Origin of the sequence: Desulfosporosinus fructosivorans (assembly GCF_004766045.1) — a bacterium.
GTDB lineage: Bacteria > Bacillota > Desulfitobacteriia > Desulfitobacteriales > Desulfitobacteriaceae > Desulfosporosinus > Desulfosporosinus fructosivorans.
Window position 1 is genome coordinate 309,526 of record NZ_SPQQ01000005.1, and the last position, 16,009, is coordinate 325,534.

At 38.9% G+C, this 16,009-nt stretch carries 19 protein-coding genes; 2 read left to right on the forward strand and 17 right to left on the reverse strand.

Annotation, left to right across the window (positions count from 1 at the left end):
- Nucleotides 1-335 precede the first annotated feature (335 nt).
- From bioA to bioF, 6 genes are read right to left on the reverse strand one after another with little or no spacing between them, the layout of a single operon-like run.
- Complete coding sequence (gene bioA / locus E4K67_RS16040; RefSeq protein ID WP_135548432.1) at nucleotides 336-1,679, reverse strand: adenosylmethionine--8-amino-7-oxononanoate transaminase; 1,344 nt, start codon at nucleotides 1,677-1,679, stop codon at nucleotides 336-338.
- 4 nt (nucleotides 1,680-1,683) lie between these two features.
- A complete protein-coding gene (gene bioD / locus E4K67_RS16045; protein WP_135548434.1) occupies nucleotides 1,684-2,370 on the reverse strand; it encodes a dethiobiotin synthase in 687 nt (228 codons plus the stop codon).
- A complete protein-coding gene (gene bioB, locus E4K67_RS16050) occupies nucleotides 2,367-3,332 on the reverse strand; it encodes a biotin synthase BioB (RefSeq protein WP_135548436.1) in 966 nt (321 codons plus the stop codon). The genes bioD and bioB overlap by 4 nt, the downstream gene beginning before the upstream one ends.
- Nucleotides 3,333-3,378: 46 nt before the next feature.
- Nucleotides 3,379-4,224, reverse strand: coding sequence for a malonyl-ACP O-methyltransferase BioC (gene bioC / locus E4K67_RS16055; RefSeq protein WP_135548438.1), 846 nt, complete (start codon nucleotides 4,222-4,224; stop codon nucleotides 3,379-3,381).
- On the reverse strand, nucleotides 4,221-5,012 hold the full coding sequence (locus E4K67_RS16060) for an alpha/beta fold hydrolase (protein WP_135548440.1): 792 nt from the start codon (nucleotides 5,010-5,012) through the stop codon (nucleotides 4,221-4,223). Before E4K67_RS16060 ends, bioC begins: the two co-directional genes overlap by 4 nt.
- 13 nt (nucleotides 5,013-5,025) lie before the next feature.
- Entirely contained in the window at nucleotides 5,026-6,204 is a 1,179-nt protein-coding gene (gene bioF, locus E4K67_RS16065; protein ID WP_135548442.1) for an 8-amino-7-oxononanoate synthase, read from the reverse strand.
- Between the two features lie 366 nt (nucleotides 6,205-6,570).
- Here bioF and E4K67_RS16070 point away from each other — a divergent pair, with 366 nt between their 5' ends.
- Nucleotides 6,571-6,786, forward strand: a complete 216-nt coding sequence (locus tag E4K67_RS16070) for a hypothetical protein (RefSeq protein ID WP_135548444.1) — start codon at nucleotides 6,571-6,573, stop codon at nucleotides 6,784-6,786.
- A 191-nt stretch (nucleotides 6,787-6,977) separates the two neighbouring features.
- On the opposite strand, the gene E4K67_RS16075 is transcribed toward E4K67_RS16070, so the two are convergent.
- Together E4K67_RS16075 and E4K67_RS16080 are read right to left on the reverse strand one after the other, a co-directional pair.
- Complete coding sequence (locus tag E4K67_RS16075; RefSeq protein WP_135548446.1) at nucleotides 6,978-7,688, reverse strand: alpha/beta hydrolase; 711 nt, start codon at nucleotides 7,686-7,688, stop codon at nucleotides 6,978-6,980.
- Between the two features lie 87 nt (nucleotides 7,689-7,775).
- Nucleotides 7,776-7,991 (reverse strand): hypothetical protein, encoded by a 216-nt coding sequence (locus E4K67_RS16080; RefSeq protein ID WP_135548448.1) that lies wholly within the window; start codon nucleotides 7,989-7,991, stop codon nucleotides 7,776-7,778.
- A 586-nt stretch (nucleotides 7,992-8,577) separates the two neighbouring features.
- Here E4K67_RS16080 and E4K67_RS16085 point away from each other — a divergent pair.
- Nucleotides 8,578-9,726: a glycosyltransferase family 2 protein gene (locus E4K67_RS16085; protein WP_135548627.1), complete on the forward strand. Its 1,149-nt coding sequence runs from the start codon at nucleotides 8,578-8,580 to the stop codon at nucleotides 9,724-9,726.
- A 207-nt stretch (nucleotides 9,727-9,933) separates the two neighbouring features.
- On the opposite strand, the gene E4K67_RS16090 is transcribed toward E4K67_RS16085, so the two are convergent.
- The 9 genes from E4K67_RS16090 to E4K67_RS29795 all read right to left on the reverse strand — a co-directional run bounded on the left by E4K67_RS16090 (nucleotide 9,934) and on the right by E4K67_RS29795 (nucleotide 15,974).
- Entirely contained in the window at nucleotides 9,934-10,344 is a 411-nt protein-coding gene (locus tag E4K67_RS16090) for a YjdF family protein (protein WP_135548450.1), read from the reverse strand.
- Nucleotides 10,345-10,635: 291 nt separating this feature from the next.
- Nucleotides 10,636-11,580: a vWA domain-containing protein gene (locus E4K67_RS16095; RefSeq protein ID WP_243454498.1), complete on the reverse strand. Its 945-nt coding sequence runs from the start codon at nucleotides 11,578-11,580 to the stop codon at nucleotides 10,636-10,638.
- 143 nt (nucleotides 11,581-11,723) lie between these two features.
- A complete protein-coding gene (locus E4K67_RS16100; RefSeq protein ID WP_243454499.1) occupies nucleotides 11,724-12,869 on the reverse strand; it encodes an AAA family ATPase in 1,146 nt (381 codons plus the stop codon).
- A 24-nt stretch (nucleotides 12,870-12,893) separates the two neighbouring features.
- On the reverse strand, nucleotides 12,894-13,373 hold the full coding sequence (locus E4K67_RS16105) for a DUF6530 family protein (protein WP_135548454.1): 480 nt from the start codon (nucleotides 13,371-13,373) through the stop codon (nucleotides 12,894-12,896).
- Between the two features lie 214 nt (nucleotides 13,374-13,587).
- Nucleotides 13,588-13,866 carry a DUF362 domain-containing protein gene (locus E4K67_RS16110; protein WP_158408496.1) on the reverse strand — a complete coding sequence of 93 codons (279 nt, stop codon included), beginning with the start codon at nucleotides 13,864-13,866 and terminating at the stop codon, nucleotides 13,588-13,590.
- On the reverse strand, nucleotides 13,860-14,039 hold the full coding sequence (locus E4K67_RS29790; protein ID WP_158408497.1) for a hypothetical protein: 180 nt from the start codon (nucleotides 14,037-14,039) through the stop codon (nucleotides 13,860-13,862). The genes E4K67_RS16110 and E4K67_RS29790 overlap by 7 nt, the downstream gene beginning before the upstream one ends.
- Nucleotides 14,040-14,188: 149 nt before the next feature.
- The gene (locus tag E4K67_RS16115) at nucleotides 14,189-14,743 is read right to left on the reverse strand and encodes a 4Fe-4S binding protein (protein WP_158408498.1); all 555 of its coding nucleotides are present in this window, start codon (nucleotides 14,741-14,743) and stop codon (nucleotides 14,189-14,191) included.
- Nucleotides 14,744-14,810: 67 nt separating this feature from the next.
- Complete coding sequence (locus E4K67_RS16120; RefSeq protein ID WP_243454500.1) at nucleotides 14,811-15,401, reverse strand: MarR family transcriptional regulator; 591 nt, start codon at nucleotides 15,399-15,401, stop codon at nucleotides 14,811-14,813.
- A gap of 423 nt (nucleotides 15,402-15,824) precedes the next feature.
- Nucleotides 15,825-15,974: a hypothetical protein gene (locus tag E4K67_RS29795; protein WP_158408499.1), complete on the reverse strand. Its 150-nt coding sequence runs from the start codon at nucleotides 15,972-15,974 to the stop codon at nucleotides 15,825-15,827.
- Nucleotides 15,975-16,009 lie beyond the last annotated feature (35 nt).

The window sequence follows — 16,009 nt, forward strand, 5'->3', positions numbered from 1 at the left end:
AAGAGTTGATATAAATCCTTGATTCTCCAATTCCTTTTGGCGCTGCTTATTTTAAAACCGTTACCGTATTTTTCCAAGATATCTGGGGCGATTCTATAAAAAGACAATCGTTTTCTCAAACCCGCTCATATCATGGCTTTCTGTCATCAACAATATAGCCCTATCAAGCAATCCACGTGCCCTGTCACGACAAAAGAGCTGTATTTATTATAGCCATTTTGCCGTGACCAGGGTGCCTCGGTTCGCCGCACAGGCTCGATAGAAAACACATGTAACTCATACAATATGTGCCAATGCACCTTGAAAAGTGATCTCAAATAAATTAAAAATACACGTTACTGATTTAAAACCTCAGTTATAGCTTCTAGTGTTCGAGAATATAAAAAATCAAGATCATGCTGATTCACAACATAAGGTGGCATAAAATAAATCACATTTCCTAAAGGTCTAATTACTATGCCTTTGTTTAGGCCTTTCTTATACACTTCATAACCTATACGTTTTTGCGGTTCAAAACCCTGTTTTGAGTTTTTATCCATAACCAACTCTATAGCTCCAACCATTCCAATCTGTCTATACTCACCGATATTTTTATTCTCAGAGAAATAGGTATTAGCACACTTTAACATGTACTTTTCAAGAATTTTGTTCTTTGCAACGATATCCTCAGTTTCAAAAATAAGCAGTGATTCATTTGCCACAGCACAAGATATCGGATTTCCAGTATAACTATGGCTATGCATGAATGCCTTATGCTCAAAATAATCACCATAAAAGGCATCATATATTTTAGCTGAAGTTAAGGTTAGGGCAAGTGGAAGATACCCCGCTGTAATCCCCTTTGATAGACACATGATGTCAGGTGAAATTCCAGCATGTTCGCAGGCAAACATCTTACCTGTCCTCCCAAAACCAACAGCTATTTCATCTGCAATTAGATGTATATCATATTCATCACATAATTTTCGCAACCTTTTTAGATAAACAGGTGGATACATTTTCATACCGGCAGCACACTGTATCAAGGGCTCAATAATTACCGCACACAGTTCTTCATGATGCAATATAATATCCTTTTCCAAGTTCGCAAAGCATTCAACATTGCAGGTATCTCTACTTTTACAATAGACACATCGGTAGCAATCCGGGCTTTCGAGACGTAATGTATTGAGTAAAAGTGGATTAAAAACCTTGCTATATAAATCAAGATCACCTACTGACAAAGCACCTAAAGTCTCACCATGATAGGCGTTTTGTAACGCAGCAAACCTTTGCTTTTTAAATTTCCCCGTTTGCTGATGATATTGAAAGCTCATTTTTAAGGCAACTTCGATAGCGGATGAACCATTATCTGAGAAGAAAACTTTGTCTAGCCCCTCAGGAGTGATATTCACGATTTTTTCTGCAAGCTGAATAGCCGGTTCATGAGTGAAATTTGCAAAGATAACGTGTTCCAGCTTTTCCACTTGTTCGTTAATTGCTCTATTTATTCTATCGTTTGAGTGGCCGAAAAGATTTACCCACCAAGAGGAAACCGCATCAAGATAACTCTTCCCGTCGATATCGAATATATAAGCGCCCTTGCCATTTTTTATAACGATTGGTTCAAGGTCTTGATAGTCCTTCATTTGAGAGCATGGATGCCAAATATATTTAAGGTCTTTTTCTACTAAATTCATAGTCTCATATCTCCTTATACAAGCTGCAAAGCTTATCATTTTGCATATTCAGCCTTTTTGCACCTTTCTCTACCATTGCCATAACTTCGATACCAGTCAACCTTTCTATAATCCGCTTGTTATCCCTGTGCAAAAAGCTTTTATCGTCATAATTATTAAGAATAATTCCTCTAATGCAAATACCCTGTTGTTTTGCATATTCAACAGTCAATATAGTATGATTTATTGTTCCGAGTTCTGCTGAAGCAACTATAATCACTTCAAGCCCAAGTTTTCTAATAATATCAGTCAGCATGATCACTTCAGAATCTAACCGAATTGGACAGATAATACCGCCGCTTCCCTCAACGGTTATATACTCAAATTCTGATTTAATCCGATTGAAATGATTATACATAGTATTAAGTTCAAGCGTGACGTTTTCAAGTTCTGCCGCTAAATGGGGTGAGACAGGAGCTTTCAAAATGTAGGAAACATAATCATTGGGTTCTTTTTCAATTTTTGCACAATCAAACACAAATTTCGCATCCCCAGCAATAATCTTTTCATTGATTATTTCTGCTCCACTAAGTACTGCTTTATAGTACCCTGCATTTATTCCATTATCACATAAAGCTTTTGTTATCAATGCTGTAACATAGGTTTTACCAACATCTGTACCTGTTGCTGTTATAAATATTCCTTTACTCATAGCATTTGCACCTTATATCCACAGTCACTTATTATTTCGATATCTTCTTTAATCGATATCCCGCTTGTAGTAAGCATATCACCCGTGATAGCAGCATTCGCTCCAGATAAGAAGGCTCTCTTACCTTTGTCAGCAAGCAACCCCCTTCCTCCTGCAAGGCGAATTGCGCCATCAGGAATGATAAACCTGAAAACAGCAATTGTTCTTAGTACCTCTTCGTCGGAAAGCATTGGGTTATGCTCCAAAGGCGTACCTTTAATGGGGTTTAGTATATTAACAGGTATAGATCTTACGCCAAGCGCTCTTAAATCCATCACCATATCCACTCTATCCTCAAATTCTTCTCCAAGCCCCATAATACCGCCGCTACAAATTTCAAATCCTACCTGTTGAGCATTTTTAATTGCCGTTATTTTGTCATCATAAGTATGCGTAGTGCAGATATTGGGGAAAAATCTTCTTGATGTCTCAAGATTACAATGATATCTTGTAACCCCTGCTTTTTTAAGCAGTTTGAACTGTTCATAGGTTAATAAGCCATGAGAAGCACATAATGATAGGTTACATTTTTCTTTAATAGACTTGTAGGTACTGCAAATATCCAAAAGTTCATGATTATTCAAACTGCGCCCTGATGTAACAACTGAAAAACGAAGCACTCCCTTTTGATAATTGGATAAAGCACACTTTAAAATCTCCTCTTCACAAAGTAGTGAATAGTCCTCGACACAAGCTTTATAATTTACTGACTGGGCGCAATATTTACAGTCTTCTGAACAGTTACCACTTTTTCCATTAATAATTGTGCATATATCGAAAGAGTTTTTACTTAAAACTTGTCTAATCTCATTTGCCAAAACTAACAGTTCATCAAGGGGCCAATCATAAAGTAATAGAGCTTCTACCTTTGTTATTCTGTAACCATTAATCACATTATTTTTCAGACTTTGTATATAAGACATCTACAATCACCCCATATTTCCCCAAATGACTTGTTTAGATAATCACTTATATATCTCTCTGTCCCCAGCCAAATAAACACTGATAGGTGGCAAAAACTCCCTGTTCATTAGAAAACATTGAATCATAGCTCTTAATGAGAGGGAAAATTCCACTGCCCATCCCCTGTTCACCCAGTTTCCCAGCAAGGTAATTATTTGCGCCAATCTTTTTTATAGCTCTTAAAAATTCACGGCATGAATTAAAATATTCTTGTTTTGTGACTTCTTCTACACCGATAAACTTAAATCCAGTATTAATTAGGTGTTCCTGAAGGCTTTTGCTTTCAATAAATGATTCCTTATTGGGGTGCCCTTCACTGCAACTTAACTCCTGTTGGGTTTTAACCCTTGAGCTATTGTTCAAGCAACTATATAATTCCTTAAAAGTTCCGGCGCCAAGCGTGCTGAAAATCAGATAACCACCAGTATTTAACAATACGTAGTACTGAGTAAAGGCCTTGGCATAGTTAGTAAACCACTGAAAAACTACATTGGATACAATTAAGTCAAAGGCTGAGGCGACTAGTGATTCTTCACCTATTTGCAGCTTTTCTCCATCAGCTATTAAATAGCTTATATTTGAAAAACCCGATAACTTTTCTTTAGCCATATCGATCATTTCCGGAGCAATGTCAAGCACTGTAATTAGTGCTTTTGGGTATTCTCTGGCAAGGAGTTCTGTAAAAAAACCGGTACCACAGCCAATTTCTAATATGGTCTGAAAGCAACGCCCCGTACTCTTGATCTTAGCAAGAAGTACCTTAGCCATCTCCTTCTGAACTATTGCGTAATCGTCATAAGTAGCTGCACTTTGACCAAAGTTTTTTTGCACCTGCACTTTATTTACCATCATAGAACAGCTAACCACTCCTCTAGATCTAGATGAAAATTTCTAAATTCAGTTAAGAACGGGATGTGTCCAACTCCTGGATAACTGACTAATTGGGCACAGGGTAACTGTCGTTCAATAGACTTAGCTCCCTCTAAGGGGCAAAGGTTGTCCGCTTCACCATGCAGCAACAAAGTAGGACAAGTAATATTCTGCAAATCTTCACGGACATCTGCTTCCATCAGAAAATCTAAACCAGACAGGGCTTCTAGAAGCTCCCATCTCCGTCCACAGCTGAGGTTATTGTCCGTAATTTTGTCATCCAATCCCTGTGCCTGCTCTTTAGAACTAAACATCAGTTTGTAAAAATCTTTTAATGTTCTCTCCAGATTTTTGCTCAGTCGTTTTTTCATTTTTGTTACCAATACTGAAGGAATACCTTCCTGATAAAGCTCGTTATTTTTAAAATCTGTATCCTCGAGAGAGTCTCCGCTGCCCAGAACCTGTGTCGGCATTTCAGCTATAAATTTACTCGTTCCACTGACTAATACCATTCCTTGTACTTTTTGTAGCAGGTAACTTGCCACCTGGATGGCAACAATGGAACCCATAGACCAACCTACCAAAACTACTTTAGTCAGACCCTTTTGCTCAATCAACTCAATCACAGCATCTCGATAACTATAAGTATTTTTCATTAAAAGTAAGTTGATAGTATACAAGCAGTATTTTTGTTCTAGGTAGTTTTCGGTCTCCTGCCAGATACTTTCATCACAGGCCCAGCCGTGAATAAGTACGATATTTTTGATCACCGTTCACTTCCTCTTAGATTATCCCCAGTTCCCGACCGATAAGCTTTATCTGTTCCACTGCCCAGGTCAAATCTTCTTTGCTGTGAGTGGCCATAATAGACAAACGTAAGCGGGCGGCGTTGGGTGGTACCGTTGGTGGCCTAATAGCCACTGCTAAGATATTCACATCAAAAAGACGGCGACTGAACTCCAGAGTTGCTTCATTCCCCCCCACTAAGATAGGAATAATCTGGCTTTCACTGTTTAACAAATTGAATCCCACCTTGGCAAGTTCTTCCCTCACCCAGGAAGCTTTAGCCAAAACATCTTTTTGCCGCCAATTCTCCAGTTGTACTACCTGAATAGCTGCTTGAATACTGGCCACAACAGCTGGTGGGAGACCCGTAGTAAAAATAAAGCTGCGAGCTTTATTACGCAGATAATCTATTAGTACTTTTCGCCCGGCTACATAGGCACCGGAACAACCTAAAGCCTTACCCAACGTACCCATGATAATTTCCACCTGATCAGAAACCCCGTAAAAATCCGCTAATCCTCGTCCATTTTCTCCAAAGACTCCACTCCCATGGGCTTCATCGATCATCAAAACCGCTTTATACTTTTCCTTCAATTCTACTATTACAGGAAGGGGGGCAAGGTCTCCGTCCATACTAAAGACACTGTCAGTGACGATCAATTTACGCCTGTAACCCTCCGCCTTTTGCATACACCGCTCCAAATCGACCATATCTTTATGCTTATAGCGCAGAATTTCTGCCCCACTCAAGCGGGCACCATCAATAATACTGGCATGGTTGATTTTGTCACTGACGATGATATCTCCTTTGCCTACTAGTGCCGTAATTATTCCTACATTAGCCATATATCCAGAGTTAAAGATTAGAGCTGCTTCAGTGTTTTTAAACCGCGCTAAGTCTCTTTCCACCTGATCATATAACTCGTAGTTTCCCACTATCAGGCGTGCAGCAGTGGCACTACAGCCTAATTGTTGAATCGCTTGGATGGCTGCACTTTTCAACATAGGATGATTAGCAATGCCCAGATAATTATTGCTGCTAAGATTTAAGAGCCTTTTTCCCTTGATCTCCACCCATTCGGTCGAAGCCCCCTGTACAATTTTCATCTCTCGGAAAAGATGCTGTTCATCTAATTTATGCAACTCATTTTCCAGATTTGTGTAAAAACTTTTCATCGACTCTGCCCCTTTTTATTCACCCAAATTTCTAATCCTTTGAAAAATATACATTCTCATTATTATTGTAAACCATTTTTAATTCTTAGGTTTACAATAAATTTATATCATGTTTATATCCGTTGTCAAGTTAAGAATATTCCCCCAAAATCCCCCTTACTTCAACCCCCATTTTGAACGCAAATTCAGATGAAGAAAGGTGCATTTTTGTAATTCACAAATTATAACGATTGTTCTTCGTTCTTTCATCCTCATATTCAATGAAATTTAATGCAAGAAGGGATTTCTTGTTGCTTGAGGAATAACTTATCGATGCATATTTATTGAATTATGTGTAATCAGATTATTATTTTGACGAGGTGTGAAATGTTAAAACGAGCATTAAAATTTGCTATAGGTCCTAGCATAGGGATTACAATAGGCGGTATCATTATTCCAAGAATTATGTTTTCAAGCCTATATAACGAAACATATCCATCTATACCATTACACGCTAGTTTATATTTTGTTGTTGGGTATATTTTATCTTTTTTAGTATTCTTGCTCATTGAATGGGTTAAATCAAAAATAAAAAGTAAGTAGCGAGATTATGAGTACTTTTACTGATTGATTAATTTCGCACCATTGTAATTATCCAAAGTTAGGGTTAGTTCAATCCTCAAAATATCCATTTTAAGCTACTCAAGCTCTACTCCAAGCTTCAGCATTTTTATGCCTAACTTCGGATAATTTGCTGTGAATGTTGCGACTTAACTTTAAATTGCCCGTTATGCTCAAAATGCGAAAATATTATCTCTCAACCACTGCCTAAAATAGTATAGTTGTTCGTCAGTATGGAAATAGTGCTCCCCATCTTCAAACACATGTAACTTGCAATGGTAACGTTTTGCAAATTCAGAAACCACATTAAACTCAGAAAGATTGTCATTTGAACCATAGAGAATCGCAGTAGGTTGGTTCCAAGTGTCAATAGGATGGGATTTTACATAGCAGTAATAATCCCAATAAAGTGTCTGTCCGATTGGTGTTTCAATTTCTTTTTCGGCTTTTAATCTATCCTCGCTTACGTTGAACCATGTCATCATATTGTTTATGATTCGCTCCATGTTTAACACAGGAGAAAGAAACAGACATTGTTTGAGTGGCAAGTCTCTGTATGCAAGTAAACTGAAATATGAACCCATACTGCAAGCAAATACGCTTATATTACTTGAAATAGTTTTGACATACTCCACAATGGCTGTAAGGTCACTAATACAGTTTTGAACCTTGCAAGCATAACCTTCACCTTTACGGTCACCATGTTCAGGCAAATCAAAACTGAGTACCTGATACCTTTTGTCAATTGCTTCTTCAGCAAAAATTTCAATTAAATCATCATCCTTGCTGGACATGTTTCCGTGAACAGAAATAAATATTTTATCAGATGGCTCTCCCCACAAAATTGCTGGAATGCCTTCAATCTTAAAATCAACTTTTAACATTTTCTTCCCTCTTTCGACAAATTTGATAATCTTTACTTCGTGTCACGAATACGTCACAACATAAGAAGAATACGACACAGATGAGCTTTAATATTTCGCGCGAATTTTCTCGATATCCTTTTTGTTATCAATCCACTCTTCAGAATACCCGCAGCTGCAACATAAATATCGAGTCACCAAGACTGCACTAAAAGTTGTCATTCCAGTCATGATATTATTACCTGAAGCATATGCACCAGCCCTTCCTGGTATTTTTACAATGTCATTCGAATTGCACTTGGTACATTTCCCATTAGTTTTCATACGACACCTCCACTAATTTATTTGAAATTAATTATCCTAAAAGAAACATCTATTATGTCGCATGGATATGTGAAGTTGACATTTAACAGGATATCCTACGGTTAATAAGTTGTTGTACATTAGTCACTAAATTGGACCATGGATTTTAGAGTAATACGATTTTAATTACTACACCCAAGCAAAATATACTTGATAAAATAACCATTATGCCATCTCTTTTTCTATCTTGCTCGTAAAGTGTAAACCATTAAATAATTGAAAAAAGCTCATAGAAGTAAGCATATAGTTAATTTGGTTAATATCGATATTACCCATTAACCCATATATGGCTAATATCATTGTTTGTTAAGATTCCAAGTATAAATCTAGGTATTAAATATTTACTTCTCACTCTATATATATCACCTTTCATTTTTTGAGTATAGGTTTCCTACTAAATACATCACATCATAAGAATGCGTTCAGCTACTCTTAACAAGATTTCAACAACCTTTTTAAAATACCTGCCGAAATACCATTACACAAAGAAGGGTTTTTATGGAATGAAATTGAATTTAATTTGGAGGTGATATTTATGGAGGTAGTTATGAATGTTCTTTTTTCAGTATTGTCCTTAATTAGTGCCTTTATAGGAGTAGGTACAGTCTTGCTTTGGTTTAGATATATTAAAAAGAGACCCGTATTTCTGGAAACCGATAGTTCGAACAATGGTGTTATTTATCCAGCATTATCTGTAATAATTCCAGCCTGTAATGAAGAAGAATCCATTGAACAGGCAGTTAGACAGTTAATCAGTCAAGATTACCCTAATTTAGAGGTAATCGTAGTGAATGACCGTTCTACTGATAACACTGGGGCGGTTTTGGAGAAACTTAAAGTTCAATACCCGCAACTGAAAGTTATAACTATTTATGATTTACCTCCCAACTGGTTAGGTAAAAACCATGCTGTTTACCAGGGAGTGAAAGAGGCTACGGGCGAGTGGTTACTTTTTACCGATGCTGATGTTATGTTCTCCTTAGGAAGTTTAAAGAAAACCCTTAGATATGCTCTTGAACACACGCTCGACCACCTAACAATCGCTCCTGATTTATATTACGGAGGTGTTTTCTATCGTGCCTTTCTTACCTACCTCAGTTTTGCAATTACCGCTACGGTGATGTTTACAAACAAGGTGGGAGTTGGTGCATTTAACTTAGTGAAAAAATCCGTATACCAGGAAATTGGTGGATACGAAGCAATAGCAATGCGGGTAGCTGATGACATGTCTTTTGGGGAACTCGTGGTAAATAAGGGATACAAACAGGATTTCGGGCTATCGGGTAAAGGCTTTATTATAGTGAAATGGTATGATAACCTTTTTGCCCTGCTCAAAGGAATTAAAAAAAATCAGTTTGCTCATTTTAAATACAGTGTTGTTACAACATTACTAATATGCCTTTATGCTCTGCTAGTGGGTGTTTACCCATTCGTTGGTATATTCCTCGGACCAATTTGGGCAAGAGCTTTGTGTGGTGTTTCTGTCATCAGTTTGTTTGCTGTCTATAATTACTTAGCGAAATACTTGAATATCTCCCGTAGTTATGTTGTGATTCACCCTATATCTGTCTTGCTGTACATTGGAGCAATATTAAATTCGATGGTTAAAACTATAAGCCAAGGTGGTATCGAATGGCGAGGAACCAATTATCCCATAAAAGTATTGAAGAAACATATAAGATGGACTAAAGAATGAGTAACTGAGACAATAGTAGTCTTGTTGGATTAATGGGAATTCTGGGGTAAGTCTTTGCCGCGTCAGATAATAAAGATATTTAAGATACGATAATTAAAAGTCCCCCCGTCCGAAGTACGAGGGGACTTTACGTAACCGTAACTATAGGTCTCAAACTTAAAAAAGGGCGAAAAAAGACCCGGGATCACCCCGGGAAGGTCGGCGTCATTATTTCCCCCTGTGTTTCTGCTTCGCTTTGTGAATAGCCATTTCACGCTTTTTAGCTTGAGCCGCTTCCTTCATCTGGCGACTGGTGATTTGTCGTTCTTGCTTGTTACCTTCCAATTGGACTCTGAGCGCTTCTTGAGCTTTTGTAGATATACCATGAGTGTTGATTTCCTTTGCTGCGATTCTAGCTAAACGTTTAGGATTTACGACACGTTCAACGACTGTTTTAACCGTCACTGCTTTGGAAGGCTTTGTTAATAACGTCAATATTGTGCGATCTAAGAAATCTAGTACGTCTGCGTCATGGGGTTCCGTACCAAAAACAAATCTCATAGCTGTTAGTTTAGAATCCACACATTCTTCAATGACACCAACCCAAAATTGTCCATTATGATAGATCGTCAATTTCACATATATCCCCCCTCTAATTAATAATTAGAGAACGATGGACATCCCGAGGGGGAAGGTTACTGACATTGGTAAGACAACCAATGCATCCGGACTACCTACCGGATCGTGTTTTTACGTTCCATAAATATTATATAGATCCGCTTAATTAAAAGCAACGTATCACCCTGAAAGTGAAAGCAAGAAGATATTTTAAATGCGACTTTTCTTATCCATGTTTTTTCCTTTCGTGACCGTAAAATTATCTATATCAGTTCATAAGCTTTACTCGTTATTTATTCACCTATTAGCATTCTACAAATAACGAGCGATAATCCGAACCAACTTTGCAGGGAACTCTTTTAGATTTGTAATATCCAGAAATCGTTCTTTTCCATAGATATGACTAATCACATCCTTATCCTGGCCGATTGCGGCTGCTAGAAATGTAATTCCTTTCCGTTCATATTCGGCTATTGTCTGTTGCATGTCTTCAACTGCATAACTTCCGGTATAATCGTCCATTGCTTTGGGTTGTCCGTCACTTATGCTAATCAATAGCTTTGTCTGTTGGGAGGAAACAGTTAATCGATCCGCAATAATTCTAAGAGCCATTCCATCACGGTTATTACTTCTGCCGCGAATCCCCATAAGCCTAAATCGGTCATTGGAATCTGGTTTATCATAGTCCGTATAGGCAAAAATCGACATTTGCTCCAACTTAGAAACATCCGCAGTATCACCGTAGACCATTATGGGAATATCACAAATTTGACAAAACTCATAGACAGCAATAACTGCACGCTTTGCTGCTTCTAATCTCCCAAAAGCTGACATAGAGGCTGATTCATCAACCCTTAAGCCCGCCACAAGGGAGGGGGATTCAGATGGCGGACGTTTCTTAGAAAAATACCTGAAATCCCGATAAGCAACGCTATCTGCTTGAAATTTACTGCCATAATAATGATTTCTCGCAAATTCAGAAGAAATATCATGTTCCAACAGTGGAAGTGTCTTTCTGGCGATTTCCCGCACGATCGGCATAAGTTCCTTACTTAGATTGGCATATTCCTGTTGGTTTTCCAATCCGTAATCTGGACGGTGGACAATGAGCTTGACCCCTTTATGAATTGACTTGGACACAACTTCCCTAGCATCTCGATTCAGCTTTTTACGGAAATCCCGATCTTTTTGTAACGCATCCTCGGATATTGTTTCAGGATTTGCCTGATGATATTTGGGAGAGCCATCCTCTCCCAAATCCGAACTTTCTATATCGGTAGATTCATCCGAAACATTGGAAGAACCTTCGTCACTATCAGCAGACTTCTTAAAGGCGATCCCATTTTCCTCTGCTTGGTTGTCAGTGTCAAAATCGGTGTTGTCTATATCTCCCCATGTCCTTATCTCTTCTGCATCAGAATTTGGTTTTTTTTTACTTCAATCTCAAGTTCATTTAAGCTGACTAACAAACCATGGCTTTCTAGTGCTTCTTCCAATAGTTCGATTTCTTCGGAATCGGTTGTTATCTTGTAGATGACTTTATGATAAAGGGATTCTTTTGCTGAGGCACCTCCAGCAACCGCATCTGCCCAGTAAAAAAATGAACGCATACCAGCCACGCCTTTAATCGCATTGGCTCGGGCTGTTTTGTCCAAAAGAATAATTATATCGGCTAATACATCCAATACCAATGGATTCCTATAATTGGTTTTGGCAATCGCACGTTCTATCATGATTTCTTTGGTTGGCAAGTCCATCTTTTCCGTGTGTTGAACCCTGTCACGCAATGCCTCGTTTAGCGGTCTGCACCCTGTATAACTGCGGTTTGTCGTAATGACTACTATAAAGTCTGGATGTCTGCGTATTATTTCTGTAGGGAGATTGATGCTTCCATCGAGCTCTAAGGCAGAGTTTAGGGCCATTAACACAGCAGCATCTCGAATAACGGTTGGTTCCTGTATTTCCAGAAGATAGCCTTTTTGATAGGCTCTGACTATTTCGGAGGGGTAAAATCGATACTCAACCACTTCACCCTCAGTATTTTCATTAACCAGCTTCAGTACTTGCTTCATTTTTAAAGCAGCCTGTTCCTGTGTAACCCCCAGTACGTCCATCAATATTTCCGTTGTGCTTTGAAAGCCATCGCTCTCATATAATGCGTTCAAAACGATTTGTTCCACAGGCTCCATCTTCTCTAATCGCTCCGATGAAATAACGGGCAAAATAGCGCCAATAATATCTGATTTATCCATATCCGCAAAACATGTCACTTTCGTATAGGGCAAACCGGAGTTAGCTGACAATGCTTTTGCAAGTTGTGTTTTGCCAGAACCAGCATCACCTTCTAGTAGAATGTTGGCGATTTTCATTTCCCTGCGATTCCAATTGCGTTTTATTTCTTTACAAATACGCAGTTCTTCCTCGCTTACCTTATGAGATAATGGCTTTTTCCAAACAAGTTCTTTTTCTACATCAGTCAGTTGTCTTGTAGGTGACAAATAATATTCTTCACGGATGCTGTCACACCCATGTTCTATTGTGTTCAAAACAATTCTCCTTTTCTAGCATTTCTAATACCCCATTTCTTTTAATAGCCGGGATAAGACACGAAGTCGCTCTCCAATCATTTCACCATCATCACTAAGAGCCTGAGAAAACAGTTTAATATCCTCATCAATCATGGGATTTTCTGTACAAACGGAAACACTCATGGCATCCCCTTGCAACCCAATACGGTCAATCAGTGTCTTATCAGGATCATACAGTTTCGGGAACCGATAAGCGTCCTGGAAATATAAGCTGGTTCTACAAGTCAAAATGGCAAGGTCAAGAACACGGTGCATTGGCAACTCTTCTGATTGACGAGACCATTTTTCTCCTGTATAACGCCATACTTTGGCGGAAATATCCAGTTTCCCTCGATCATTCCACTGGGCTAGCCCCAAGGAGAGCCCTTTGGCATCTGTATCGTGAGCCTTCCGGCCATCAATATTTTCATAGTTTTCAGATATAATGACCGGTTTATGTTTTAAAGTAGTTGGTATTTTCATGAATAAGCCTCCTTGAGTTCATTTAGTATATTAGTAATTTAGTAAACTACTAATTGAATTATAACCAATATCCCAAACTATGTCAACTGAAGGATAAAGATAGATATTGAATCTTCAATTCAAAAGCAAAATGCGTTGGTGTGAGAACCATATCTCAACCAACGCATTAAATATTTCTACATCAATCTCTTCAAGCAGTGAATCCAATGAATGATTACTGTTTCGGTTCTCCGGAGTACATATCCAAACTTTTTATTGCCCCATACTTGCACCATTTCATACAGGTTCCGCATTTTATGCACTTTTGTTCATCGATCACATACGCTTTCCCACGTTCTCCGCTGATCGCCCCAGCCTTGCAAACTTTTTTACATCTGTCGCAGCCCCGGCATTTTTCAGCGTTAATCTGATACCGGCAGGGAGGTGTGACTGGATTTCTATTTGGCTTCCCATCTGCATTCTTTTTGAGACGAGAAAGTATATCCTTTAGCATTTTGCACCTTCTTTTTTCTTTAAACGATCTATCCATATCCCACACAGCTTCTGGTTATAGCCTTTAGCAATTAAAATCGTATTCTTAAATATTTTAGACCCATTGTAAGTCAAACAGCATTCCCGTTCATCGATAGGACCGATGCTGTATTTTTCATATTTCTTGTAAGTCATGCCACTCACGCCTGATTCGTAAATTGAGGCTTTGACTTAGTGTCCGCTTGTCGTAGCGCCAAATCTTTTGCCGCTGCCGCCTGGGTGGTATTTATTATTTTATCTCAAGAAAACATTATGAATCTCCGTATAATAAGTTTTTGTATGGGTCACTTTTTCAAGAATCCCGATGTTATGGCTTTGGACGGGCAATTCTTTTTGCACTTGCCGCAACGTATGCATTCAATGTGGTTCGGTGTTTTATATGGTTCAATATCCATTTTACAAACATCAAGGCATACTCCGCATTTGGTGCAGCTTTCTTGATTGACCTTGTATTCGCCGAAAGGAAGCAGATTACACCAACCAAGGATTGGGCCCACAGGGCACAGATATTTGCACAACGGACGGCTAATTACAATACACAACAGGGCAAACATCGCCCACCCGCTTGCTAAGCCCGCATTAAATGTATGCGCTTCATTCATCGAGGTGGTAGAGTACCCGAACAGATTCGCGGCTACCATCAACATCAGTAAGACATATTTCATGTACCTTAAGTGCTTATCGCCTTTGAAAGACCGAATTTTTTTCGGAAATGGTATCTTATTCAGCAAGTCTTGCAAAAGTCCGAAGGGACATATTCTACCACAGAAGAATCTGCCGCAAAATACACTCAATACAAAGAGGATTGTCAGCAATACGGCTGAAATATTCGCGGTCACTATCATGCCTCCAATATTTGCGCGCCATTCTCATATCAACGACGCCATTTTCTCAAATGAAATAGAATTATTTTTCTTTTTCAATCTTATCAGCCGATTTACTGTCAAAAAGATCGTTAATATCAGTGGCAAACCGTAATATTGTAGCTTGCTCGTTGTCACTGTAGTGTTCGAAAAAGGACAACCACTCTTGTCTGGCTTCGCTATGGATTTTTTTATGCTCGCCATACACAGACTGTCCGCCCTCAGTCAGTCGAAAGTAAATTTCTTTGTTATTTTCCGGCTCCTGGTAACTCTCTATTAAGCCCTTACCTAGTAACTTTTTGCAGATTCTACTTATGCCTCCCCGCGTCAGGCCCATCTTTTCGGAAATTTTTGTTACATTCGGATGGTCAGTCATACCAATCCAGTCAAGACAGTGTACTTCCGCAAGGCTGATTTCATCCAACAGACCCTCTTGTTTATGTTGGAATACGTCCGAGCGCTCCTGTATTTTTATAAAAATGTCTAAGATCTTCAGGGCTTGATTCATACGATCCCTCCTTTTTTGTTGACGTGGTAACAATAATAATTTATCACGTTTTTGTTCCCTTGTCAACAAAAGTTCTGTTTCAACCGCGATAACGAACGGCGTGCGGCCATTGATTAAATCGCACATCACAACTTCCTCCATACTCTTACTTTATTCACAGAATATGTATCCAGCTTAAGAGTGTGACAAGCTCATACCCAGGCCTGTCCCAGAATCGACAGCGCTGTCGATTCTGGGACAGGCCCGGGTACCTATAAGAACCTTGCTGCCGGACTCCACTGGATCAAAACCAATCCATTAGGTCAATGGGAACCAGATATTATCATGTTATCCCACCAACAACCACTACAATCCACTGCGAATTTAGGGGGATAAATAAAGGAAACTTGGCTGTGGCCAAGAATTAGCGAAGAAATTTTTGACACCGAGACATAAAAAGGCGGCCCTACGGCCGCCTTTTATACAGGATCAACTATGGTACCTTTTCTACGAATATTTCTTTTTATGGCATTCACTACGCTTAGAATAAGTTCAACGCCCACATTTTATCTAACCCGGTTCTGCCACTTCGACGCAGTCCGCTTTCGACGTCAAAGAACAAAGGAACTTACATCCTTTTAGTACTAACGCTTGAGTGTAGCCATCTCCAATATCCTTGCGCTGATACTTACTATTCCAACCTTCAAACCATTTTTTCATTACAGGAACATCGTTAGCCCAATGTCATTCGCATT